This is a genomic window from Bradyrhizobium nivariense (genome assembly GCF_029846695.2).
Lineage (GTDB): Bacteria > Pseudomonadota > Alphaproteobacteria > Rhizobiales > Xanthobacteraceae > Bradyrhizobium.
In genome coordinates, this window is sequence record NZ_JARWCR020000001.1 from 246,409 (window position 1) to 270,755 (window position 24,347).

A 24,347-nucleotide genomic window follows, 5' to 3' on the forward strand; every position below is an offset into this window, starting at 1 on the left:
TTGTATTCTAGGAGCGGAGCACGTGACGCGGTGAAGCGATGCGCCCGGCAACCGTCGCCGATGCCATCTCAAAGCTGTCGGCGATGCGGCGCGCCTTGTCGATGAACAGCGCTGCCGCCGCCGGCGGGCAGACCTCGCGCGCGGTCTGTTCGAACAAATCGAGCCAGCGGTCGAAATGATGGCCAACCAGGCTCAGCGGCATATGCGGCCGCATCGGCGAGCCATGGTAGCGGCCGCTCATCAGCACGACCGACGACCAGAAATCCCTGAGCTTGGCGAGATGCTCGTCCCAATTCCGCACGATCGCGAAGACCGGTCCCAGCAGCGCATCCTCGCGCACGCGGCCGTAGAAGCGGTTCACGAGTTCCCCAATCATCTCTTCGGTGATCCCCGTGCGCGCGATCGCGTCCTGGGTCAGCAAGTTCCGCCGCGCGGTCGCAGCCTCGCGCTCGGCCTTCAGTCGATCCGACATGTCCTTTATTTATCCGTTCCGTTGTTCCCGCAGGCCGCCCGTTCGACATTGTCGGGCCAATTGCGCGCGGCGTCTTTGTCGCAACGCAAATTGCGGGTCAGGCGGCGGGTACTAAACGCCCACCGCCTGCGCCATTGTCAGGCGCTGTAGGTGTAAAAGCCCTGCCCCGTTTTGCGGCCGAGATGGCCGGCATCGACCATTTCCCTGAGCAAGGGGGCCGGACGGTATTTGGGGTCGTTGAAGCCTTTGTAAAAGACCTCCATCACCGACAACATGGTGTCGAGCCCGACGAGATCGGCGAGCGCCAGCGGCCCGATCGGGTGGTTGCAGCCGAGCTTCATGCCGGCATCGATCTCTTCCGCCGTCGCAATCCCCTCCTGGAGCGCGAAGATCGCCTCGTTAATCATCGGGCACAGGATGCGGTTGACGGCGAAGCCGGGGCTGTTCTTCGCCGTGATCGCCACCTTGCCGACGCGCTGGGCGAAATCCAGCGCCTTGGCGTGGGTGTCGTCGGAGGTCTGCAAGCCGCGGATGAGTTCCAGCAGCGCCATCACCGGCACCGGGTTGAAGAAGTGCATGCCGATGAAGCGGTCGGGGCGGTCGGTCGCCGCGGCGAGCTTCGTGATCGAGATCGAGGAGGTGTTGGTGGCGAGCAGGGTGCGCGGCGACAGCGTTGCGCAGAGGTCCTTCAGGATCTTGACCTTGAGCTCCTCGTTCTCGGTCGCGGCCTCGATGACGAGGTCGCAATCGACGAGCTTCGCGCGGTCGGTGGTGCCGGTGATGCGCTTGAGCGTGGCGTCGCGATCGCCCGCCGACATCTTCTCCTTCTTGACCAGGCGCTCGAGGCTGCCGCCGACGGTCGAAATCCCGCGGTTCACCGCCGCATCGGAAATGTCGACCATCACGACCGAGAGTCCGGCCGCGGCGCAAATCTGCGCGATGCCGTTCCCCATGGTCCCTGCCCCGATGATGCCAACGGTCTGGATCATTGCCTCAAATCCTTCATCCTTACGGGCGTGCCATACCCGGCCCCGCCCCATTGTTCCTGCATCAGGGTCTAGCACCGCCCCCGGGCGGGTGCGACCTGATCCTGCCCCTTCCTTAAAGCATCCAAGGCGGGAATAAAGCCGCCTTTCGGTCGCGCGACGGCATGATTTGGCGACCCCTTGGCCTGTTTGGCCCGAGCTATCCGCGGCATCCTGCCCCCAGGAGCGCCGAGGGTACGGAGGGATCGGGCTCGAGGCGGGAGCGCCTCAACCGAGACGAAGCACCTTGCCTGGATTCATGATGTTCTTGGGATCGAGCGCCCGCTTGATCGTGCGCATGATGTCAAGCTCGGTCCGGGAGCGATAGTGCTGGAGCTCGTCGAGCTTCTCGATGCCGATGCCATGTTCCGCCGAGATCGAGCCGCCCATGGAGGTGACGAGGTCGTTGACGGCCGGTGTGATCGCCGCGGAATACTGGGAGAGCATATCGCGGTCCATGCCCTTCGGGCCCATGAAGGAGAAGTGCAAATTGCCGTCTCCGATGTGGCCGAGCGGATAGGGGCGGATCGCCGGCAGGATTGCGAGCACGGCCTCGAGACCGCTGTCGATAAACTCGGGAATCCTGGAGACCGCGACCGACACGTCGTAGCTCAAGCCCGGACCTTCGGTGCGCGATGCCTCGGCCACACTCTCGCGAATCCGCCACATGTTGCGCGACTGCGCTTCGGTTTGCGCGATCACCGCGTCCAGCACCCGCCCCGCCTCGAGTTGGTTAGCCAAGAACTGCTCCATCCTGTCCGACATGCCGGTGCCACCGTCCTGCCGTGGCCGGGCCGACGACCATTCGAGCAGGAGATACCATTCGGTCTCCGCCTTGAGAGGATCCTGGGTGCCGGGAATGTGGCGCAGCACCATGTCGGTGCACGCACGGCTGATGAGCTCACAGGAGCCGACATTGTCATCGGAGGCGGCATGTGCCTCCGACAGAAGGTCGATGGCTGCCTTGGGATCGCGAATCGCGAGCCATGCCGTGCACACGTCTTTCGGCGCCGGCCAGAGCTTCAGCACCGCCTTGGTGATGATACCGAGCGTCCCCTCGGCGCCCATGAACAGGTGCTTGAGGTCATAGCCGGTGTTGTCCTTCTTGAGTGCGCGCAGGCCGTCCCAGACATCGCCGTTAGCCAGCACGACCTCGAGACCCAACACCAGATTTCGTGCATTGCCATAACGCAGCACCTGTACGCCGCCGGCATTGGTGGACAGATTGCCTCCGATCATGCACGAGCCCTGAGCCCCCAGGCTGAGCGGAAAGAGGCGGTCGTGGCGCGCGGCCGTGTCCTGAAGCGTCTGGAGGATGCAACCCGCCTCCACGGTCATGGCGTAGCCAACTGGATCGACATTCAGCACCTGGTTCATGCGACCGAGCGACAGCACGATGCCGCGGTGCATAGGCCAGGGCGTGGCACCGCCCATCAGGCCGGTGTTGCCACCCTGCGGCACGATGGCAATGCCGTTGTCGTAGCAGAGCTTGACGACAGCGGAGACTTCCGCGGTGCTGGCCGGACGCACGACCGCCGCGGCCTGGCCCGCCAGCGTGCCGCGCCAGTCGATCACGAAGGGCTGCTTGTCTTGCTCATCCAGGATCAGGCCTTTGTCGCCGACGATTGTCCGCAAGCGGTCGAGAACGACTGACGTCACGGGCGCAGTCGGAATCGAGGGAGCGATGGGAGGGGCTGCACCCGGCATGTGTTCCTCACTTTGCGGCTGTTCTGCGCGCTGGGCGCACCGGCCTTCGTTCTTGTTTTCTGTTCTCGGCGGCTGCGCGATGACCCTAGCACAGAGGTCGCGCTTGCGGGAACGTCCCCGGCAGTGAGCCTTATGCAGATTTGCCTGGAATGCTGAATGCAAGCGCACTTCCGCGGAGGTCCCGCATACCCTACTGTGCCCCGATCAAATTCGGATTGGAGATCATGAGCCGTTTCTGGAGTCCGGTCGTCCACACGCTTTCGCCCTACGTCCCCGGCGAGCAGCCGAAGCAGGACGGCATCGTCAAGCTCAATACCAACGAGAATCCCTACCCGCCCTCGCCGCGCGTGCTGGCGGCGATCGCATCGGCTGCGGAGCGGCTACGCCTTTATCCCGATCCGGGTGCGACGCGCCTGCGCGAGGCGATCGCGGCCCATTGCGATGTGGGGGCCGAGCAAGTGTTCGTCGGCAACGGCTCCGACGAGGTTCTGGCCCACACCTTCCAGGCTCTTCTGAAGCACGATACGCCGCTTCTGTTCCCCGACGTCACCTACAGCTTCTACCCCGTCTATTGCGGCCTCTATGGCATAGCGCACGACGAGGTGCCGCTCGATGCCGCGATGAGGATCGATATCTCCGACTACAGGCGACCATCGAGCGCCATCCTTCTCTGCAATCCGAACGCTCCGACCGGCATCGCCCTTCAGCGCGACGCAATCGCATCGCTGCTCGCCGAACAGCCGGACCGGCTGGTGGTGGTGGACGAGGCCTATGTCGATTTCGGTGCCGAGAGCGCCGTGCCGCTGGTTGCGCGCCACGACAATCTGCTGGTCATCCAGACCTTCTCGAAGTCGCGCTCGCTCGCTGGCCTGCGGGTTGGCTTTGCCGTCGGCCAACGACCGCTGATCGAAGCGCTGGAACGGGTGAAGGACAGCTTCAACTCCTATCCCGTCGATTGCCTCGCCATCGCCGGCGCCGTCGCCGCGATCGAGGATGACGGCTGGTTCCGCGAGACCCGCGCCCGTATCATCGCAAGCCGCGAAACGCTGGTCCGCGAGCTTGGACAACTCGGCTTCGAGGTGTTGCCGTCGCTCGCAAACTTCGTCTTCGCGCGCCATCGAAGCCGGAGCGGAGCAGATCTCGCGGCAGCACTTCGCCAGCGTGGCGTTCTGGTACGGCATTTCGGAAAGCCGCGCATCGAGGACTTCCTGCGCATCACGGTCGGGACCGAGGCTCAGTGTGGCCAGCTTGTTGAAGTGCTGCGTGGCCTGATCTGATCCCCGACGGTCTCGGCATCGGCCAACGTCAAACGATGAGCCCGAACGCGAACGTCGTGCCATGCCGCCCGCGGCTTTGATTTCCGGTCAAATTCGGGCTACCAAACCGCTCCACGCGTACCCGCAGGGAATTAGACGTGAAATACCTCCGCAGTCCCGAAATCGACGCACCCAAGACATTGTGGCGGGCGCCGAAGCTCAGGCACGGATGAACGACTTCGCGCGATCCATCGGCGCCGCATTCACGCTGATCGGCGAGGCCGATGCAGAGCTGCTGGGCATCGTCGGACTGTCGGTGCGCGTCAGCCTGACCGCCAGCATCGTCGCGCTTCTGATCGGGGCGCCGTTCGGGGCCCTGCTTGCGATCACCCGGTTCCGCGGGCGGCAGATCATCATCGTACTGACCAATGCCTTGCTTGGCCTTCCGCCGGTCGTGGTCGGGCTCGCGCTTTATCTTCTGCTGTCGCGGTCCGGCCCGCTCGGGGCGGCCGGCCTGTTGTTCACGCCGGCGGCCATGGTGATCGCACAGTCGCTGCTCGCAACACCGATCGTGGTCGCACTGGTGCACCGGCCGGCGAGCCTGCTGTGGGCGGAGTATGGCGACCTGGCGCGGATCGACGGGCTGTCGGCGCTGCGCAGCATGGCGCTGCTGCTCGCGCTGGGCCGGACCTCGCTGCTGACGGCCTTTCTCGCAGCCTTCGGGCGCGCGATCGCAGAGGTCGGCGCCATCATCATCGTCGGCGGCAACATCCGCGGCTTCACGCGCACGATGACGACCGCGATCGCGCTGGAGACCAGCAAAGGCGACCTGCCGCTGGCACTCGGGCTCGGGCTGATCCTGCTCGCACTCAGCGTCGCAGTGTCGACCGTCGCCTTCCTGCTAGTGGGACGCGTTGGGGAAAAATAGCTGCTCGCCGCCGACCTTGTAGCCGGCGATCGCATCCTGCCCCTTCGGAGAGATCAGCCAGTCGATGAAGGCCTGCCCGTCCTGCGCCTTCACGTTCGCATGCTTTGCCGGATTGACCAGCATGACGCCGTACTGGTTGAACAGCCGCTTGTCGCCTTCGGTCAGGACGGCAAGCTCGCCGCGATTCCGAAACGAGAGCCAGGTACCGCGGTCCGACAGGAGATAGGCATTCGACGACGACGCCATGTTCAGGGCCGGGCCCATGCCCTGGCCGATCTCGCGATACCAGCCGTCCTTGTCCGCACTGAGGTCGACGCCCGCCTCCTTCCACAGCCGCAGCTCGGCCGCATGCGTGCCGGACTTGTCGGCGCGCGAGATGAACGACGCCTTCGCGGCCGCGATCTTGCGCAGCGCCTCGGCCACGTCCTTGCCGCCGGCGATCTTTGCGGGATCGCTCTTCGGCCCGACAATGACGAAGTCGTTGTACATGACGTCGAAGCGCTTCACCCCCTGCCCTTCGGACATGAACTTGTCTTCGGCAGGCCTGTCATGGACGAACACGACGTCTGCATCGCCGCGCCGCCCGATGTCCAGCGCCTGGCCCGTGCCGACGGCAACGACCTTCACATCGATACCCCCGGCCTTCGAGAACAGCGGCAGCAAATAGCCGAACAGCCCCGACTGTTCCGTCGACGTCGTCGAGGCCACAGTGATGGTGCGCTCCTGCGCGAATGCGATCGTGGACCAGAGCAGAACCGCTCCGAGGACGACTATCTTTCTCATGCCTCGTCTTACACCAGATGCCGGATGTTCCAAGCTCTACTGTTGATAGAGCCGTGCAGGGAACCCCGACATTTGGCGCAACGCCCTTGGCGCGATACTCGCGACGCTGCCGATTGGGAACGTCCGCCACGCGCGCGGATTGTCCGGAGGTAGACCCAGGAGGACAACCAGATGAAGAAGTTCATTTTAGCATCCGCGTGCATCATGGCGCTGGCGACCGGCGGCGCCTTCGCACAGACACAACCCGCTCCGGGCGCATCCGGCCAGGGCTACGTCGGCCCGTCCTCGCGAGGCCCCACGACCAAGGGCATGACGACCGGCGCGTCGTCGAACATGCAGAACGAGGCCGCCGACAGCAAGGGCAAGCAGACTCCGTCGGCCGGCGGTAGCAACACCAATAACATGGGCAGCCAAGCCGGCGGCGGCGCGGGCTCCGGCAAATAGGCCGGCATCGATTGGGAATCTGGAGAGGGAACGACGGTGCAGATTGCCTGTGGCTCGGGCTCTTTCGCCCAATCGTCTTCATGCAGCCAAGCTTGTTGTCATCGATGAATAGCCCGCGGGTGACGGAGGCATGGATGTTCTGCAATTGGTCCCACCTACATTGACATCAGTGTGACGGCCGGGGCAGTTTTTAAATTGCTGGCGAATCAGCGATTGCCTCACGCCGAGTACCTCTTGGACAACTCCCAGTGCTTTCGAGACTGATATCGTTGCTGCGCCGCATTCCCGCGGTGAAATGGGCGTTTACCCGGCTTCGGTCCTTGCAGCAGGGCGGCAGCATTGACGTCGCGCCTGATACCGCAGACGCTTCGCCCGCCATCGTTGCCGAAATTGCAGAAGCCGCTCCGGCTCTCGACACCAGCAACAGCGCGGATGCGTCGCACTGCGACGCCGCGGTCGCGGCTTCAGCCGCCGAAGACGACGCCGCCAGCTCTGTCATCGCGGAGGGCCCGTCGGAAGCGCCGGCCGATGTCAGCGGAAGCGACGATTCATCCCGGGAGACGCCGACGGAAGTCGAGCAGGTCGTCGTGAAGGAAGCTTCGGTCTCGCCCATCGACGTCGAGCGCGAGCCGGTCGACGTCTCCGAATTCATCATCAACAGCGATCCATCTTCCGAACTCGCGGCCGACGCTGAGCCCGTTGTCGCGGAGAAGGCTTCGTCCGTCGATGTCGCTCCGGTTGATGCCCCCGCTCTCGTCGTCAACGACGATCATCCCACTGCCGTCGACGTGGATGCTCGCTCGACTCCGCACGCCACGTGTGTCGCGTCTGCCGATCGCGAAATCTCGGCGGAGCAAGTCCCTGAGGACAGCAGCGATCCGTCGGCTCTCGTGTCTCCTTCTCCCGAGATCCGCAATGCACCGAAAGTTGGCGCGCGAGCTGCAGAACCCACCGACCGCGCCGCACTGATCCGGCAGCGTTGGGCGGAGACCGGGATCAGGATGTGGAATCCACGGCTTCACGGCGCCGGCGATGCCACGCTGAACATCCAGGGAAGCGTCGGGCTGCTGCCGCCCGCGCCCGGCGAGACGATGCCGCGCTACGACAAGCTGGAATTCGGGATGCTCGGCGGACAGATCGTCTGCGAGGGCGTCATCGTCGAGGCGCCCACGCAGGCCGGCCACCGCAGCTTCACCCACCTCGCCGAGCCTGGAAAACCCGAGCGGGTCCGCGAACCCATGCGGGAACGCCAGCCCGCTCTCGCCTGATCCCCCTCTATCTTCGGCGACGATGCGCGCGATGTGTTAGGCTGACGTCCTGAACACAGGAGGTCACATGCCCGCAAAATCATTGCGACTGGTCGTGATCGACGCCCTCTGTGTCTCGCAAGCATCCCTTGCGGCGTCCGGCAAGCGGCCGCGCCACGCGCACGCGACAGCGCCCGCCACCGATCCGGCCGCGCCCTACAAGGCCGACCGGCTCTCCTCCTCACGCGGAGAGACGATCCTCAATACGCCCGGCCAGACCACCGTGCTGACGCGAGAGGTTCTCGACGACAAGAACGCGACGAGCCTCAGGGACGCCATGCGCTCGACCGCCGGCGTGACGATCGGGCGCCAAAGCGCGATGAGATGAGGATGAATCATCATCGCGCTTTAGGTTGTTGTTTGAGCATGATCTTTTCGGAAAACCGCTTCGCACGTTTCCGGATCATGCTTTAGGCCACTTCGCGCGCTCAGGGGATCGGATAGCCCTTCCAGACCCACTCCAGTGCCGACGGCAGCGTCTGCGCGATCGTGGGACGATCGACGTGCTTGGCGTTGCGCACGAACAGGAACTGATAGTGGTAGCCCTTCTCCGCCAGCACCTTGGCCATCAGCGCGTTCGACAGGGTCCAGTCGTGCATGCCGTCGGGAATGGTGGGGTTCGGATAGAACAGGTCCTGGTCGCCGCCGAAGAACCAGAAACGGATCGGCTTGGTCGGCGCAGCGACGATCAGCGGCACGCCGGGCGGCTCGGCCGGCGTGAGCACGCCCGCCTTGGAGATGAGGTCGGGACCGGCCGGCCCCGTCCATGCACTGTGATATTCCCAGGCGCCGCCACGCAGCGACGGGTCATGCGGCCATTGCTGGTTGACCATGGTCGGCGAGAAGGCCAGCACCCGGCGATAGAGATCGGGATAGAACCACGCCATGGTGAAGGCCGCAGCCCCACTCGAGCTCAGCCCCATGGTCGCGCGCCCGTCGGGATTTCTGGTGAGCCTGACCTCGGCGTTCTTTTCCACCAGCGGCAGCACTTCACGCTCGACGAACTGCGCGTAGGCACCTGACACCGCGTCATATTCGCGGCCGCGCTGGCTGCCCTGCGCATCCTGCCCGCCATTGCCGATCTGGATCGCGATCATCGGCGGCACACGACGCTGCGCGATCAGATTATCGAGCGTCGCGGCGAGATCCTTGTAGGCGTTGGAGCCGCCGTCGCCGATCACGATGAACGGCGCCTCGGTGCCGCGCACATATTGCGCCGGCACGTAGACGTCGATGGTACGCGACCAGATCCCTGGGTGGCTGGTGGTGACGATCATGTGCGACTTGTCGTCAGGCGCCGTGACAGTCGTCATGATCGAGGAATTGGTGCAGCCGGCGACATCGTCGCGGATCAGACCCGGATTGTAGATGGTGCTCTCCTTCGACGACAGCGTGAAGGATTTTGTGGTACCGCGCGGCACGCCCTCCTTCGCGACCGTCTCCGGCGCAGGATTGTGGGTGGGACCGATGATGAAATTGCCCTCGGCACCCGGTGGCGGCAGCGTTCCGTCAGACAGCTCGGTGGCGCGCGGGTAATTGGGATTGGAGGGATCACGCGTCGGAGGCGCCGTCTTGAAGTCGAGACCCGTCGTATCAATGAAGAACGGGCCCGCCTTGTCGGTGGTGTTGGCCCCAGGCGGTACAGCCATGTTCTGGGTGACGCAGGCCGGCTGCGAGACGGCGATCGACGTGAAGGAGAAGACGGAAATCAGCGTCCCCGCAAGGACGGAGAATGAATTGGCCATTTTAACTCCCGGTGCCGACGAGTCTTTCTGGCTCGTCTTGAGGCAAAGTATGGCGAGCCGCCTGCGCGCGGTCAAACGCCAGCCGGCCGCGTTGCAGCAATGGCCGCCATGCTCAAACCGGGCAGGCCTCGTTATTCCGCGCATGCCACGAAATTTTCCGGACGCGTGGCCGTTGCTGCCGCACCTCGCACGACGTAGCTTGCCGGCCGGCCGCGCGAAGGCCGCGCGCGGTCAAAACGACAAGAACAATCTGTAAGAAAAATCTGCAAGAAAAATTTGGGAGGCAAACTATGAAAAAGCTCACGGCCGCGCTGTGCGCGCTGGCGTTCCTCACAACCGGCGCGCAGGCGCAGACCGTCAAGGATTTCATTGCGGCAGTCACCAAGAAATGGACCACGCCGTTCGAGCCATTCCAGCTCATCGGCAACATCTACTATGTCGGCACCGACGGCATCGCCGTCTATGTCATCAAGACCTCGCAGGGTCTGATCCTGATGGATACGGCGCTGCCGGAATCGACCGGCATGATCAAGGACAACATCGCAAAGCTCGGTCTCAAGGTCTCTGACATCAAGATCATCCTCAACACGCACGCGCATTTCGACCACACCGGCGGCTTCGCCGAGATCAAGAAGGAGACCGGCGCGCAGCTCATCGCCGGCGAGCGCGACAAGCCGCTGCTCGAAGGCGGCTACTATCCCGGCGACGAGAAGAACGAGGACCTCGCCTTCCCGGCGGTGAAGGTCGATCGCGCCGTGAAGGAAGGCGACAAGGTTACCCTCGGCGATACCACGGCGACGGCGCATGCAACCCCTGGCCACTCGCCGGGCTGCACGAGCTGGGAGATGACCGTCAAGGACGGCAACCAGGATCGCGAGGTGCTGTTCTTCTGCAGCGGCACGGTGGCTCTCAACCGGCTGGTCGGCCAGCCGACCCATGCCGGTATCGTCGACGACTACCGTGCGACCTACGCCAAGGTGAAGGCGATGAAGATCGACGTGCTGCTCGGGCCGCATCCAGAAGTCTATGGGATGCAGGCCAAGCGCGCGGAGATGAAGGACGGCGCGCCGAACCCGTTCGTCAAGCCGGGCGAGCTCGCAACCTACGCCACCAGCCTGTCGGAGGATTTCGACAAGCAGCTCGCCAAGCAGACGGCGGCGCTGGAGAAGAAATAGCGGTCATCGGATGCTGCCCTTCACCTCTCCCCGGCGGGGCCCGACGGGGAGAGGTGAACTCGCGTCCGGCACGCGCCTCGACGTGCGCCAATACGCTGCGCAGATGCGCATGGTTAGCAGGACGTAGCCGCAAACGGCACAACAGCGCCGAAACGCCCGGCTCTGTCGCCACATATCCTTACCGCGGCCTCACCAATGCACGCGGCCGGAAAATGCAGCGGTAGCGTGCAACCTGCGCTGGCTATTCCCGCGAAATCCACCTAACGCGACCTTTACCCCCGCCGTGCAAGATCGCCCATGTTTTGAAGGCGATCCAGGGCTCGTATTGCAATGCCTCTCACCAATTTGAAATCTCATCTCGCCGCCGCGATGCAGCTGTTTCGCGTGCCTGCCGACCCCGACCTCACGCGCGCGCAGTTCGACGCCTTCTCCAAGCAGGTCCCGCTGCTCTACTTCCTCCTCATGAGCAACTCGATCGCGGTTGCCTATACCTATGTGAACGTGGCCCCGGACTGGCTGACGCTGATCGTGCCGTCAGTGCTGACCGCGCTCGCCGCACTTCGCACCTTCTGGTGGCTGCGCCAACGGCATCTCGTGCGCACCGATGCCGACATCCTGCGCAATCTGCGCGCCACCAACTGGATGACATTGCCGATCGGTGCGGGCTTCACCGCCTGGTCCTTCGCGCTCTACCCTTACGGCGATCCATTCGCCAAGAGCCAGGTCGCCTTCTACATGGCGGTGACCGTGATCGGCTGCATCTTCTCGCTGATGCATCTGCGCTCGGCGGCGCTGATCGTGACGCTGGTCGTCGACGTGCCGTATGTGCTGTTCTTCTGGGCCACCGGCGAGCCGACACTGAAGGCGATCGCCGTCAACAATTTGCTCGTGTCGGGCGCGATGGTGACGGTGCTGTTCATCTATTATCGCGACTTCGCCGATCTCGTCACGAGCCGCAAATCGCTGCTGGCGCAGCAGGCGGCCACCCAAGCCCTCTCGGACGAGAACTTCCGCCTCGCCAATCTCGATTCCCTGACCGAGCTGCCGAACCGCCGCCGCTTCTTCGCCGAGCTGTCGAGCGCCTTCGCTGACGCCGAGCGCAGGAGCGTTCGCATCGCGGTCGGGATCATCGACCTCGACGGCTTCAAGCCGATCAACGACAATTACGGCCATTCGGTCGGCGACCGCGTTCTGATCGAGGCGGGTCGGCGCATCCGCGAGGTCTGCGAGGGTTTTGGCCCGCAGCGGGTGGAATTCGCCAGGCTCGGCGGCGACGAATTCGGCCTCGTCGTGTGTGGCGACCCCGACGACGCGGATCTGATGCGGCTCGGCGAACGCATCGGTGACCAGGTCAAGCTGCCCTATCAGCTCGACACCGCCCATACCGGGCTGTCCTGCTCGATCGGCTTCGCGCTATTCCCGCAATCGGCAACGACGGCGGAAGCGCTGTATGAATGCGCCGACTATTCGCTCTATCACGCCAAGCGCCATCTGCGCGGCCGCACCGTAATCTTCTCGAGCGAGCTCGAGGCCGAGATCCGCAGCCGCGGCGTCATCGAGAATTTGCTGCGCACCGCCGATTTCAGCACCGAGATGGACCTGGTGTTCCAGCCGATCGTGGACGCCATGCGTGAGCACACTACCGGCTTCGAGGTGCTGGCGCGCTGGCACAGCGCCCGCCTCGGCCTGGTTTCGCCGGCCGACTTCATTCCGGCCGCCGAGCGCATCGGCCTGATCCGGCCGCTGACGCAGGCGCTGCTGGTGCGCGCACTGGCGACGGCAAGGACCTGGCCCGACCACATCCGGCTGTCGTTCAACCTGTCCGCCCACGACGTCTGCTCGCCCGAGGGCATCCTGCCGCTGATCACCATCGTCGAGAAGAGCGGGCTGCCGCCGCACCGGATCGATTTCGAGATCACCGAGACCGCCGTCACCTTCGATTTCGTGCGCGCACAGCAGTCGATCGCGGCATTGAAGGCGATGGGCTGCGGCATTTCGCTGGACGATTTCGGCACCGGCTATTCGTCGCTGAGCCACGTGCACCGGCTGCCGCTCGACAAGATCAAGGTCGACCGCAGCTTCGTCGCCGACATCAACGACAATCCGGTGAGCCACAAGATCATCAAGTCCCTCACGGGCCTCTGTGACGACATGGAGATCGCCTGCGTCGCCGAGGGCGTCGAGACTCGCGCCCAGCTCGACACCCTGCGCCGGCTCGGATGCGACTTCATCCAGGGCTACTACTTCGCAAAGCCCATGCGGGGCGACACGATCGACCAGTATCTCGCAAAGGAACGCCAGCGCCTCGACGGCGCCGGAGCAAAGATCGTGGCCTGAGGCGCGCCTAGCCGAGACTCGGCAGATCGAGCCCGTTGTCGCGGGCGCATTCGATCGCGGTGTCGTAGCCCGCGTCGGCGTGGCGCATGACGCCGCTGGCTGGATCGTTCCAGAGCACGCGCGCGATCCGCTTCGCCGCTTCCGGCGTACCGTCGGCGACGATCACCATGCCGGCATGCTGGGAATAGCCGATGCCGACGCCGCCGCCATGGTGCAGCGAGACCCAGGTCGCGCCGCTGGCGCAGTTGAGCAGCGCATTGAGCAAGGGCCAGTCGGACACTGCGTCCGACCCGTCCTTCATCGCCTCGGTTTCGCGGTTGGGGCTCGCCACCGAGCCGCTGTCGAGATGATCGCGGCCGATCACGATGGGTGCCTTCAATTCGCCGCGCGCCACCATTTCATTGAAGGCAAGGCCCAGGCGGTCGCGATCGCCGAGGCCGACCCAGCAGATCCGCGCCGGCAGGCCCTGGAACTTGATGCGCTCCCTGGCCATGTCGAGCCAATTATGCAGGTGCTTGTCGTCCGGCATCAGCTCCTTGACCTTGGCGTCGGTCTTGAAGATGTCCTCGGGATCGCCCGACAGCGCGGCCCAGCGGAACGGCCCGACGCCGCGGCAGAACAAGGGGCGGATATAGGCGGGTACGAAGCCGGGAAAATCGAAGGCATTCTTCAGACCCATGTCCTGCGCCATCTGGCGGATGTTGTTGCCGTAGTCGAGCGTCGGGATGCCTTGCGCATGAAAATCCAGCATCGCCTGGACGTGCTCGACCATCGAGGTTTTCGAGGCGCGCTCCACGGATTTGGGATCGGCGGCGCGCTTGGTCTCCCACTCGGCGAGCGTCCAGCCCTTCGGCAAGTAGCCGTTGATCGGATCGTGCGCGCTGGTCTGGTCGGTGACGATGTCGGGCCTGACGCCGCGGCGGACCAGCTCAGGAAAAATCTCCGCGGCATTGCCGAGCAGGCCAACCGAGACCGCCTTCTTCGTCTTCGCCGCCTCCGCCATGATCGCAAGCGCCTCGTCGAGTGTTGCGGCTTGGCGATCGAGATAACCGGTGCGCAGCCGCATCTCGATGCGGCTCGGCTGGCATTCGACCGCGAGCATCGAGGCACCGGCCATGGTCGCAGCCAGCGGCTGCGCGCCGCCCATGCCGCCGAGACCGGCGGTCAGAATCCATTTGCCGGCGAGGCTGCCGCCATAATGGCGACGGCCAACTTCAACGAAGGTTTCGTAGGTGCCCTGCACGATGCCCTGGCTGCCGATATAGATCCAGGAACCCGCCGTCATCTGGCCGTACATCATCAGGCCCTTGCGATCGAGCTCGTTGAAATGATCGAGCGTCGCCCAGTGCGGCACGATGTTGGAGTTGGCGATCAGGACACGCGGGGCGTCGGCATGGGTGCGGAACACGCCGACCGGCTTGCCGGATTGGATCAGCAGCGTTTCGTCGGCTTCGAGCTTGCGCAAGGCCGCCGTGATCCGGTCAAAGCTCTCCCAGTCTCGCGCGGCGCGGCCGATGCCGCCATAGACGACGAGCTCGCTCGGACGTTCTGCAACGTCCGGATCGAGATTGTTCATGAGCATGCGCAAGGGCGCTTCCGTCAACCAGCTCTTGGCGCTGATTTCGCTGCCGCGGGGCGCGCGGATGATGCGGTCATTGTCCAGTCGGCGGTTCATGCGGAACACCTCGTCAAGCAAGTGTCGGAAACGGGTCAGTTGAAAGCACGGCGAGCACTGCCGCCGGCAGCGCATCGGCTTCGACCAGCGCTGCAGCCCTGGCGAGATCGCCGGCCATGTAGCGGTCGGCGCCGAGCGCCGGTACCTGCTCGCGCAGTGCGGCAATGACGGCAACGAGCGGCGCGCTCGTCGCATGCGGCGCGCGCAACGTGATGCCTTGGGCGGCGACCAAGAACTCGATGCCGAGGATCGCGGCGAGATTGTCGGCCATGTCGGACAGGCGGCGTGCAGCATGCGCGGCCATCGAGACATGGTCTTCCTGGTTGGCACTGGTCGGCGTCGAGTCGATCGAGCAGGCGGCCGCGCGCTGCTTGTTCTCGGCATAGAGCGCGGCCGCCGTCACCTCGGCGATCATGAAGCCGGAATTGATGCCGGGATCGGGAGTCAGGAACGGCGGCAGGCCGAAATTGAGCGCGGGATCGACCAGCGTCGCGATGCGCCGCTCGCTGATCGCGCCGATCTCCGACAGCGCCAACGCGATGGTGTCCGCCGCAAAGGCCACCGGCTCGGCGTGGAAATTGCCGCCGGAGACGATCTCGCCGGTCTCGACCAGCACGAGCGGATTGTCGGTGACGGCGTTGGCCTCGACGATCAGCGTCCGCGCCGCCTGCACGATCAGGTCGAGCGCTGCGCCCGCGACCTGCGGCTGGCAGCGCAGGCAATAGGGATCCTGCACGCGCTCGTCGCCTTCGAGATGCGACAGGCGGATGTCGCTGCCGTCGAGCAGCGCCATCAAGGTTGCCGCCGCCGCGATCTGTCCGGAATGACCGCGCAGCGCCTGGATCTCGGGGCGGAACGGCGCCGTCGAGGCCATCGCTGCATCGACCGACAGCGCGCCGGTGACGAGAGCGGCACGGGCCAGGCGAAATGCGCGAAGCACGCCGGAGACGGCGTAGGCAGTCGAGAACTGCGTGCCGTTGATCAGCGCGAGCCCTTCCTTGGGCCCCAATGTCAGCGGCACGACGCCGGCGGCCGCGAGCGCGTCGCGGCCCGATACGGTCTTGCCGTCCACGATTGCCTGCCCTTCGCCGATCATGACCGCAGTCATGTGCGCGAGCGGCGCGAGATCGCCGGAAGCGCCGACCGAACCTTGCTGCGGCACCAGCGGATAGACGCGCCGCGCCAGCATGGCCTGCAGCTGCTCGATCACCTCGCGGCGCACGCCGGAGGCGCCACGCCCGAGCGAAATGATCTTCAGCGCCATCATCAGGCGGACGATCGGCTCGGGCGTCGCCAGGCCGACGCCGCAGCAATGCGAGACGATGAGGTTGCGCTGGAGCAGCGTGGTCTGGTCCGGCGGAATCCGCTTCGACGCCAGCTTCCCGAAGCCGGTGTTGATCCCGTACACGGGAACGTCGGCTTGCGCAGCCCTTGCAACGATCTCCGCGGCCGCGTCGACGCGCGGCCAGAACGAGGGATCGAGTAGCACGGATTGCCCTGCAAGCACGCGCGCGAGATCATCGAGGCTGACCGCTCCCGGCTTGACAACGATCGGCGCGTCTTGCTCCGTCATTGCCCCCTCCAGATCCGACGATGCAGCGGATTGAAGCCGATGCGGTAGACGAGCTCGGCGGGACGCTCGATGTCCCAGATCGCGAGATCGCACCATTTTCCGGCCTCTAACGTGCCGATCTCCTCCCGCACACCGAGCGCTCGCGCGCCTTCGCGGGTGACACCGGCCAGGCATTCGGCCACCGTCATCCGGAACAGCGTCGCACCCATGTTCGTGGCGAGCAGGAGCGAAGTCAGCGGCGAGCTCCCGGGATTGCAGTCGGTCGCCAGCGCCATGGGGACGCCGTGCTTGCGGAATGCCTCGACCGGCGGTTTTTGCGTCTCGCGGATGAAATAGAAGGCGCCGGGCAGCAGCACGGCCACCGTTTTAGCTCTTGCCATCGCGGCGGCACCGGCTTCGTCGGTGTGCTCGAGGTGATCGGCCGACAGCGCCGAGAATTTTGCGGCGAGCGCAGCACCGCCCAGGTTCGAGAGCTGGTCGGCATGCAGCTTGACCGGCAGTCCAAGCCGCCTCGCCGTCTCGAACACACGCGCCGTCTGCTCACCGGAAAATGCGATACCCTCCATGAAGGCATCGACCGCATCGGCCAGGCCGGCCTTTGCGACCGCCGGCAACATCTCCTTGCAGACGAGATCGATGTAGCGATCCTTGTCGCCCTCCGCCTCTGGCGGCAGCGCATGCGCGCCAAGAAACGACGTGCGGATCGCAACCGGCCGCTGACGGCCAAGGTTGCGCGCAGCGGACAGCTGCCGCATCTCGGTCTCGATGTCCAGGCCGTAGCCGGACTTGATCTCGACCGTGGTTGCGCCCTCGCCAATCAGCGCATCGAGCCGCGGCAGCCCGCCCGCGACGAGCTCGGTCTCGCTTGCCTTGCGCGTCGCGGCCACCGTCGAGACGATGCCGCCGCCGGCGCGCGCGATCTCCTCGTAGCTCGCGCCTTTCAGGCGCAGCTCGAATTCATGGGCGCGGTCGCCGCCATAGACCAGATGGGTGTGGCAATCGACGAGGCCGGGCGTGATCCAGCGCTCCTCGCAGTCGATGCGTTCGGCTGCATCGGCATCCGCCGGAAAATCGGTCTGCGAACCTGCATAGACGATACGGCCGCCGCGCGCGGCGATCACGCCGTGCTCCATCTCGCCGAGATCGGGACGGTCGGCCCGCATCGTGGCGAGGCGGGCGTTATGCCAGATCCGGTCGAAGCGCTCTGCCATGCAACTGTCCCTTCGCGGATGTCCCTGCGTCCTGGGATGCTTGACTTATATGTCTAGACATATAATCGTGTCGCGGTTCTGTCCAGCCGGCGTGTAATCATGACCCGACTGCATTTCGCCTCCGCGCTCCTGCCCTCGGGCTGGGCCAATGACGTGCAGGTGGCGATCACCGCCGGCGCGATCGCCGAGGTGACGCCGGGCGTGGCGCCGGCCGCAGGCGACGAGCGCCACCAGATCGCGCTTCCGGGACTTGCGAGCCTGCACAGCCACGCCTTCCAGCGCGGCATGGCGGGACTCGCAGAATTGCGCGGCGATAGCACCGACACCTTCTGGACCTGGCGCGAGACGATGTATCGCTTCGCGCTGGCTATGACGCCGGATGACGTCGCCGCCGTCGCGACACTGCTTTATATCGAGATGCTGGAGCAGGGTTTTACCCGCGTCGGCGAATTCCATTATCTGCATCATGATCGCGACGGCACGCCCTACGCCGACCTCGGCGAAATGGCCGCGCGCATCGCGCAGGCCACCGAGACTTCCGGCATCGGGCTTACGCTGCTGCCGAGCTTTTATGCGCATGGCGGCTTCGGCGGCGCGGCGCCGCATGCCGGCCAGCGCCGTTTCATCTGCTCAGTCGACCAGTTCGCTGCGCTGATGGCCGCTTCGCGCAAGGCGATTGAAAAATTGCCGGGCGCCAATATTGGCATCGCGCCGCACAGCTTGCGCGCTGTGACGCCGGACGAGCTTGCGGCGATCATTCCGCTCGCGAACGGCGGCCCGGTGCACATTCATGCCGCCGAGCAAATGAAGGAAGTCGAGGATTGCCTGGCCTGGTCCGGACGACGTCCGGTGCAATGGCTGCTGGAACACGCGCCCGTCGACCAGCGCTGGTGCCTCATCCACGCAACCCATACGACGAATGAGGAAGTCACTGCCCTCGCCAAGACCGGCGCGGTCGCCGGCCTCTGCCCCATCACCGAGGCGAGCCTTGGCGATGGCATTTTCCCGGCTCGCGAATTCGTCGGTGCCGGCGGCGCCTTTGGCATCGGCACTGATTCCAATGTGCTGGTTGGCGTCGCCGACGAGCTGCGACAGCTCGAATACGGCCAGCGGCTCAAGCACCGCGAGCGCAACGTGCTCTCCGCTGGCGCAGGCCGCTCGACGGGACGCGCCCTGTTCGATCAAGCGCTGGCCGGTGGTGCGCGGGCACTGGCACAGATGTCCGTCGGCCTCACGCCAGGTGCGCGCGCCGACATCGTCACGCTCGACACCACGCATCCCTCGCTGGCGGGGCGCCCGCGCGACGCCGCCATCGACGGTTGGATCTTTGCCGCGGGCAGCGGCGCCATCGATTGCGTGTGGGCCGGCGGCGACATGGTCGTCGAAGGTGGCCGGCACAGACTGCGCCAGACCGCGCGCGAACGTTTCAACGCATCGGTCCGGAGACTCGTTGCATGAGTCTCGCGACGGATACGACCGACCAGCCGACGCTGTACAAGCGAATCCGCGCCGATATCGAGAAGCGCATCCTGACCGGCGAGTGGCCGCCCGGGCATCGCATCCCGTTCGAGCACGAACTGGTCGCGCGTTACGGCTGCTCGCGCATGACCGTGAACAAGGCGCTGTCGGAGCTCGCGCAAGCCGACCTGATCGAGCGGCGGCGACGTGCCGGCTCCTTCGTCCGCCGGCCGCAACACCAGTCTGCCGTGCTCAAGATCGCCGACATCCGCGCCGAGATCACCGCGCTCGGCCGCGGCTACGGCTACGAGCTGATCGGCCGCAAGCTTCGCGCCGCAACCGCTGCCGACCGTGACCGCCTCGGCGTCAAGAAGGCCGGCAAGGTAGTCGCGATCACCTGCCGCCACAGCGCCGACAACGTGCCGTTCGCCGTCGAGGACAGGCTGATCGATCTGGCGTCCGTGCCGGATGCGGCGACCGCGGATTTTTCGCGTGAGCCGCCCGGCTCGTGGCTGCTCCACCATGTTCCATGGACAGAGGCCGAACATACGATCAGCGCTATCGTTGCGGACGATCGCACGGCGGAAGCGCTCGACATCGCCGTCGGCGCACCCTGCCTCGTGATCGACCGCTATACCTGGCGTAGCGCGCGCACGATCACCGCGGTGCGCCTGCTCTATCCCGGTGACTCTCACCGCCTTGTTGCCCGATTCAAGGGAGGCTGAGAGGACGATGTCGGCACAAATCGTGCAACGCTTCGGGCAACGGTTCATGAGGGCCGACCAGGATCAACAGGACGTCAATCCATCGATCGGCAAGAGGACGACAATCATGCGTAGTTCGAAAGTATTTGCGACAATCATTGCGCTTACGGCCTCCACTCCCGTGCTCGCCGACGACGTCAAGGTCGGCGTCGGCATCTCCGGATGGACCGGCTTCGCGCCGCTGACGCTGGCGAAGGAAGCCGGCATCTTCAAGAAGAACGGCCTCGACGTCACCATCAAGAAAATCCCGCAGAAGGACCGCCATCTCGCGATCGCCTCCGGTGACGTCCAGTGCGCGGCAACGACGGTCGAGACGTGGATCTCCTGGAACGCCAACGGCGTCGCGACCAAGCAGATCTTCCAGCTCGACAAGAGCTACGGCGCCGACGGCATGGCCGTGCGCAACGATCTCGCCGCGATCAAGGATCTGAAGGGCAAGACCGTTGCGGCCTCCGCGCCAGGCACCTCGCCCTATTTCGCGTTGGCCTGGATGCTCAAGAAGAACGGCCTGTCGGTGAAGGACGTCACCGTCGTGAACCTCGAGCCGGCCGCTGCCGCGCAAGCCTTCGTCTCCGGCCAGAACGACGCCGCGATGACCTATGAGCCGTATCTGTCGACGGTTCGTGCCGCGCCCGACAAGGGCAAGATCATCGCCACCACGCTCGACTATCCCATGGTCATGGACACGTTCGGCTGCACGCCGAAGTTCTTGAGCGAGAACCCGAAAGCCGCGCAGGCGCTGGCCGACAGCTATTTCGAGGCGCTCGACATGATCGCCAAGGACCAGGCCAAGGCCTACGAGATCATGGGCGCCGACGTGAAGCAGAGCGGCGAGCAGTTCGGCAACTCGGCAAAGTATCTGCGCTGGCAGGACAAGGCTGCGAACCAGAAGTTCTTCGCCGGCGATTTCCTGACCTTCAACAAGGAGGCCGCAGACCTTCTGCTCGAGATCGGTATCATCAAGGCTGCGCCGAAGGTCGAGGACCTCTTCGACGCGAGCTACATCAAGTAAACCTCTTGAGAGCCGCCGGCCCCGTCTCGCGGCGGGGCCGGCAAACTTGTTCACCGCCCGGATAGACAGTTTGATGCGTCCCCTCGATCCTGTGACGTCAAAGCAGCGCGTGGCTTACGGCCTTGCGTTCTTCGTGGTGTTCGTTGCCCTCTGGTCCTGGGCGACCTTCGGCGGCCACGTGTCCAAAGTGTTCCTCGCCAACCCGCTGACCATGGTGCAGGAAGGCGTCGATCTGATCACCAAACAGGGCTTCCTGTTCGACATTGGCATGACGATCTGGCGCGTCGTCGGCGGCTTCGCGCTGGCCGCAATCATCGCGGTGCCGTTCGGCGTGCTGATGGGCGCCTACAAGCCGGTCGAAGCGTTCCTCGAGCCTTTCGTCTCCTTTGCACGCTATCTGCCCGCGTCCGCTTTCATCCCGCTCCTCATCCTGTGGGCCGGTATCGGCGAACTACAGAAGCTGCTGGTCATCTTCATCGGCTCGGTGTTCCAGGTCATCCTGATGGTGGCGGTGACCGTCGGCACGACGCGGCGCGATCTGGTCGAGGCGGCCTATACGCTAGGCGCCAGCGACCGCGGCATTATCCGCCGCGTGCTGTTGCCCTCCTCCGCGCCGGAGATCGCTGAAATCCTGCGGCTGGTGCTGGGCTGGGCCTGGACCTATGTCATCGTCGCCGAACTGATCGGCTCGTCCTCCGGCATCGGCCACATGATCACCGACAGCCAGGCGCTGCTCAACACCGGCCAGATCATCTTCGGCATCATCGTGATCGGACTGATCGGCCTCGTCTCGGACTTCCTGTTCAAGGCGTTCAACGCCTGGCTGTTTCCCTGGAGGCTTGCATGACGACCCTCAAGGTCGAGCAGGTCTCGCGAACCTTTCCCGCGCGCCACGGCAACGCACCGACCAGGGCGCTGGAGCCGACCGATCTTGTGATCGGCAACAACGACTTCGTCACCATCCTCGGCCCTTCCGGCTGCGGCAAGTCCACGCTGCTTCGCATCGTCGCCGGCCTCGATCGCCCGACCGGCGGACGTGTGGTGCTCGATGGACGCGAGGTGACCGGCCCGGGCGCCGACCGCGGCATGGTGTTCCAGTCCTACACGCTGTTTCCCTGGCTGACCGTGCGCGAGAACATCGCCTTCGGCCTGCGCGAGCGCGGCGTACCTCAGGACGAGCGGAACAAGATCGCCGACGCCTTCATCCGCCAGGTCGGTCTGTCCGGCTTCGAGAACCACTGGCCGAAGCAGCTCTCCGGCGGTATGCAGCAGCGCACGGCGATTGCCCGCGCGCTCGCCAATGATCCAAAGATCCTGCTGCTCGACGAGCCCTTCGGCGCGCTCGATAACCAGACCCGCGCCTTGATGCAGGAAATGCTGCTCGGGATCTGGGAGCGCGACCAGAAGACCGTGCTGTTCGTGACCCACGACATCGAGGAAGCGATCTTCCTCGGCAGCCGCGTCATCGTCATGAGTGCACGCCCCGGCCGGATCAAGGCCGAGATCAATGTGGACCTGCCGCATCCGCGCTCCTACAAGATCAAGACCACGTCCGAATTCGTCCAGTTGAAGGAACGCCTGGTCGAGGAGATCCGCACCGAGGCGTTGAAGGTTGCCGAACATGCCTGACAGCCAGCCGCGCGCCGACGGAAAGCGCGTTCTCGCCGACCTCAATGCGCTCCGCGCCATCGGCGCCTACAAGACCGGCGTGCACAAGCCAACCTTCTCCGAGCCGCACAAGCTTTCGCTGGATTGGCTGGTGCAGCAGCTGCCCGACGCAGGCCTCACCGCCGCGATCGACGGCATCGGCAATGTCTTCGGCACCAGCGCAAAGTCGGGACCCAAGCTGCTGGCGGGATCGCACCTGGAGAGCCAGAACTACGCCGGCTGGCTCGACGGCCCGCTCGGTGTCATCTATGCGCTCGAAGCAGCCCGCGTGCTCAATGCCGATCCCTCGTTCAAGGGCGCCGTCGAAGTTGCCGCCTGGTGCGACGAGGAAGGACACTTTGGGCATTTCCTCGGCTCTCGATCTTACGTCGGTCAGGTCACCGAGGCCGACATCGACGCCGCGCGCGACCGCACCAGCGGCCGCACCATGCGGGACGCACTCGCCGACATGGGGCTCGCAGGACGACCGCGCATCGCCGCCGAGCCGGGCCGGCACGTCGGATATCTGGAGGCGCATATCGAGCAGGGCGACACGCTCGAAAGTGGCCACCTTGCGGTCGGTGTCGTCACCTCCATCGTCGGCATCTGGCAATACCAGATCAATTTCGTCGGTGAGCAGAATCACGCCGGCACCACGCGCATGGCGGCACGGAAGGATGCGGGACTGGCGCTGGCCAAATTCTGCGTGGCCATCGACCAGCGCTTCCCTGATACAAGCGGCCCGCGCACGGTCTGGACCACTGGCCGCATCACGCTCGATCCCGGCGCGCCCAGCATCATCCCCGGAGGCGCGGAGATGCTGTTCCAGATCCGCGACGACGATCCTATCGTCATCGCGCGGCTGGAAGCACTGCTGCGGAGCATGGCGGACGAAGCCAACGCGAACGGTCCCTGCACCGTCACCGTGGAGAAGCTGCGCACCGGCGCGCCCGCGATGATGAACGCGGGCATCCAGGACGCGATCGAAGCTGCGAGCAAGGCCCTGGCCGGCGGGCGATCCGTCCGCATGGCCAGCGGCGCCGGTCATGACGCGCAGATGCTCGCGACAATCATGCCCGCGGGCATGCTGTTCGTGCCGTCGATCGGCGGCATCAGCCATCATTGGACCGAGAACACCGCCGACGCCGACATCGTCACCGGCGCGCAGGTGTTCGTCGACGCCTGCCGACGGATCCTGACCGGCTAGAACGACGTGCCGCCACCGAACCTGAACTCCTGAACAATGTCGTACTTGCCCTTCGTGATCGGCACGGCATAGTCGAAGCGCAGCGGCCCACACCGCGCAGGTCGGAGATGCTCCGGTGTTTTGCCCGACGGGCAGCCCACCGGCGCGCCGAGATGCCGGCAACGGACGAGAGGGCCTGCGCGTCCGCTTTGCAGCTATCGAAGATTGCCTGCGACAATTCGGGCACGCTGCGGACATAAAGGCGCGGCAATCGCAGGGCTTGTCGATTCACTCTCGCCCTGCTTCCCCCCGGAGTTCCCATGCCTTCTGCCGACACGCCGGCGACCCGCCTTGCGACCAGGCTTGCCTTCCTCGTCGCGGGGTTCGGCATCGCGTGCTGGGCACCGCTGGTGCCGTTCGCGAAGGCGCGGCTCGCCGTCGATGATGGTGTGCTCGGACTGCTCCTGCTCAGCCTCGGCATCGGCTCGGTCGTCGCGATGCTTCTGACCGGCATCATGAGCGCGCGCCATGGCAGCAAGCCGATCATCATTGCGGGCGGGCTCGGTCTCGCCCTGGTCCTGCCTCTGCTGGCAATCGCGAGCTCGCCGGCGACGTAGATTGCCGTCGTCATATTGCAGTCCG

Annotated in this window: 23 protein-coding genes and 1 pseudogene; 15 read left to right on the forward strand and 9 right to left on the reverse strand. The window is 65.1% G+C overall.

What is annotated here, in order from left to right; translation table 11 throughout:
• Positions 1-7: 7 nt before the first annotated feature.
• From QCM77_RS01230 to QCM77_RS01240, 3 genes are all read right to left on the reverse strand, one after another.
• The gene (locus QCM77_RS01230; protein WP_279663499.1) at positions 8-472 is read right to left on the reverse strand and encodes a group III truncated hemoglobin; all 465 of its coding nucleotides are present in this window, start codon (positions 470-472) and stop codon (positions 8-10) included.
• A 137-nt stretch (positions 473-609) separates the two neighbouring features.
• A complete protein-coding gene (locus tag QCM77_RS01235; RefSeq protein WP_511325873.1) occupies positions 610-1,512 on the reverse strand; it encodes a 3-hydroxybutyryl-CoA dehydrogenase in 903 nt (300 codons plus the stop codon).
• A gap of 213 nt (positions 1,513-1,725) precedes the next feature.
• Positions 1,726-3,204: an FAD-binding oxidoreductase gene (locus QCM77_RS01240; RefSeq protein ID WP_279681541.1), complete on the reverse strand. Its 1,479-nt coding sequence runs from the start codon at positions 3,202-3,204 to the stop codon at positions 1,726-1,728.
• A 224-nt stretch (positions 3,205-3,428) separates the two neighbouring features.
• Between QCM77_RS01240 and hisC the strand changes: the two genes are divergently transcribed.
• Complete coding sequence (gene hisC, locus QCM77_RS01245) at positions 3,429-4,481, forward strand: histidinol-phosphate transaminase (RefSeq protein ID WP_279681543.1); 1,053 nt, start codon at positions 3,429-3,431, stop codon at positions 4,479-4,481.
• 208 nt (positions 4,482-4,689) lie between these two features.
• Positions 4,690-5,388: an ABC transporter permease gene (locus QCM77_RS01250; protein WP_279663494.1), complete on the forward strand. Its 699-nt coding sequence runs from the start codon at positions 4,690-4,692 to the stop codon at positions 5,386-5,388.
• Here QCM77_RS01250 and QCM77_RS01255 read toward each other — a convergent pair.
• Positions 5,362-6,171, reverse strand: coding sequence for an ABC transporter substrate-binding protein (locus QCM77_RS01255; protein WP_279681545.1), 810 nt, complete (start codon positions 6,169-6,171; stop codon positions 5,362-5,364). The genes QCM77_RS01250 and QCM77_RS01255 overlap by 27 nt on opposite strands.
• Before the next feature lie 171 nt (positions 6,172-6,342).
• On the opposite strand from QCM77_RS01255, the gene QCM77_RS01260 reads away from it, so the two are divergent.
• The 3 genes from QCM77_RS01260 (at position 6,343) to QCM77_RS01270 (ending at position 8,250) form a co-directional block, all read left to right on the forward strand.
• The gene (locus QCM77_RS01260) at positions 6,343-6,615 is read left to right on the forward strand and encodes a hypothetical protein (RefSeq protein ID WP_279681547.1); all 273 of its coding nucleotides are present in this window, start codon (positions 6,343-6,345) and stop codon (positions 6,613-6,615) included.
• 248 nt (positions 6,616-6,863) lie between these two features.
• Positions 6,864-7,883, forward strand: a complete 1,020-nt coding sequence (locus QCM77_RS01265) for a hypothetical protein (protein ID WP_279681549.1) — start codon at positions 6,864-6,866, stop codon at positions 7,881-7,883.
• Positions 7,884-7,950: 67 nt separating this feature from the next.
• Positions 7,951-8,250: a TonB-dependent receptor plug domain-containing protein gene (locus QCM77_RS01270; RefSeq protein ID WP_279663489.1), complete on the forward strand. Its 300-nt coding sequence runs from the start codon at positions 7,951-7,953 to the stop codon at positions 8,248-8,250.
• Positions 8,251-8,350: 100 nt separating this feature from the next.
• Here the strand turns inward: QCM77_RS01270 and QCM77_RS01275 are convergent, their stop codons facing one another.
• Positions 8,351-9,667, reverse strand: coding sequence for an alpha/beta hydrolase (locus QCM77_RS01275; protein WP_279663488.1), 1,317 nt, complete (start codon positions 9,665-9,667; stop codon positions 8,351-8,353).
• Between QCM77_RS01275 and QCM77_RS01280 the strand changes: the two genes are divergently transcribed.
• From QCM77_RS01280 to QCM77_RS01290, 3 genes are all read left to right on the forward strand, one after another.
• A complete protein-coding gene (locus tag QCM77_RS01280) occupies positions 9,660-9,923 on the forward strand; it encodes a hypothetical protein (RefSeq protein ID WP_279681551.1) in 264 nt (87 codons plus the stop codon). The genes QCM77_RS01275 and QCM77_RS01280 overlap by 8 nt on opposite strands.
• A 34-nt stretch (positions 9,924-9,957) precedes the next feature.
• Positions 9,958-10,842, forward strand: a complete 885-nt coding sequence (gene blaBJP / locus QCM77_RS01285) for a BJP family subclass B3 metallo-beta-lactamase (RefSeq protein ID WP_279681553.1) — start codon at positions 9,958-9,960, stop codon at positions 10,840-10,842.
• Positions 10,843-11,172: 330 nt separating this feature from the next.
• The gene (locus QCM77_RS01290) at positions 11,173-13,179 is read left to right on the forward strand and encodes a putative bifunctional diguanylate cyclase/phosphodiesterase (RefSeq protein WP_279663484.1); all 2,007 of its coding nucleotides are present in this window, start codon (positions 11,173-11,175) and stop codon (positions 13,177-13,179) included.
• A 7-nt stretch (positions 13,180-13,186) separates the two neighbouring features.
• On the opposite strand, the gene hutU is transcribed toward QCM77_RS01290, so the two are convergent.
• Genes hutU through hutI form a run of 3 tightly spaced genes read right to left on the reverse strand, consistent with a single transcriptional unit; the run spans position 13,187 to position 17,638 of the window.
• Entirely contained in the window at positions 13,187-14,854 is a 1,668-nt protein-coding gene (gene hutU / locus QCM77_RS01295; protein ID WP_279681555.1) for a urocanate hydratase, read from the reverse strand.
• A gap of 13 nt (positions 14,855-14,867) precedes the next feature.
• Positions 14,868-16,427 carry a histidine ammonia-lyase gene (gene hutH / locus QCM77_RS01300; RefSeq protein ID WP_279681557.1) on the reverse strand — a complete coding sequence of 520 codons (1,560 nt, stop codon included), beginning with the start codon at positions 16,425-16,427 and terminating at the stop codon, positions 14,868-14,870.
• A complete protein-coding gene (gene hutI, locus QCM77_RS01305; protein ID WP_279681559.1) occupies positions 16,424-17,638 on the reverse strand; it encodes an imidazolonepropionase in 1,215 nt (404 codons plus the stop codon). The genes hutH and hutI overlap by 4 nt, the downstream gene beginning before the upstream one ends.
• A 99-nt stretch (positions 17,639-17,737) precedes the next feature.
• On the opposite strand from hutI, the gene QCM77_RS01310 reads away from it, so the two are divergent.
• The 6 genes from QCM77_RS01310 (at position 17,738) to QCM77_RS01335 (ending at position 23,726) form a co-directional block, all read left to right on the forward strand.
• Positions 17,738-19,096, forward strand: a complete 1,359-nt coding sequence (locus tag QCM77_RS01310; RefSeq protein WP_279681561.1) for a formimidoylglutamate deiminase — start codon at positions 17,738-17,740, stop codon at positions 19,094-19,096.
• On the forward strand, positions 19,093-19,821 hold the full coding sequence (gene hutC, locus QCM77_RS01315; RefSeq protein WP_279663472.1) for a histidine utilization transcriptional repressor HutC: 729 nt from the start codon (positions 19,093-19,095) through the stop codon (positions 19,819-19,821). Before QCM77_RS01310 ends, hutC begins: the two co-directional genes overlap by 4 nt.
• Positions 19,822-19,927: 106 nt before the next feature.
• Complete coding sequence (locus QCM77_RS01320; protein ID WP_279681563.1) at positions 19,928-20,872, forward strand: ABC transporter substrate-binding protein; 945 nt, start codon at positions 19,928-19,930, stop codon at positions 20,870-20,872.
• A 73-nt stretch (positions 20,873-20,945) separates the two neighbouring features.
• Positions 20,946-21,719, forward strand: coding sequence for an ABC transporter permease (locus tag QCM77_RS01325; RefSeq protein WP_279681694.1), 774 nt, complete (start codon positions 20,946-20,948; stop codon positions 21,717-21,719).
• A complete protein-coding gene (locus QCM77_RS01330) occupies positions 21,716-22,501 on the forward strand; it encodes an ABC transporter ATP-binding protein (protein WP_279663467.1) in 786 nt (261 codons plus the stop codon). The genes QCM77_RS01325 and QCM77_RS01330 overlap by 4 nt, the downstream gene beginning before the upstream one ends.
• Positions 22,494-23,726 carry a Zn-dependent hydrolase gene (locus QCM77_RS01335; RefSeq protein ID WP_279663465.1) on the forward strand — a complete coding sequence of 411 codons (1,233 nt, stop codon included), beginning with the start codon at positions 22,494-22,496 and terminating at the stop codon, positions 23,724-23,726. The genes QCM77_RS01330 and QCM77_RS01335 overlap by 8 nt, the downstream gene beginning before the upstream one ends.
• Here the strand turns inward: QCM77_RS01335 and QCM77_RS01340 are convergent.
• Positions 23,723-23,866, reverse strand: a complete 144-nt coding sequence (locus tag QCM77_RS01340) for a BamA/TamA family outer membrane protein (protein WP_462804277.1) — start codon at positions 23,864-23,866, stop codon at positions 23,723-23,725. The two genes, QCM77_RS01335 and QCM77_RS01340, sit on opposite strands and share 4 nt — an antisense overlap.
• A gap of 159 nt (positions 23,867-24,025) precedes the next feature.
• On the opposite strand from QCM77_RS01340, the pseudogene QCM77_RS01345 reads away from it, so the two are divergent.
• Positions 24,026-24,319 (forward strand): annotated as a pseudogene (locus tag QCM77_RS01345) (MFS transporter); the annotation flags it as partial.
• Positions 24,320-24,347: the final 28 nt, after the last annotated feature.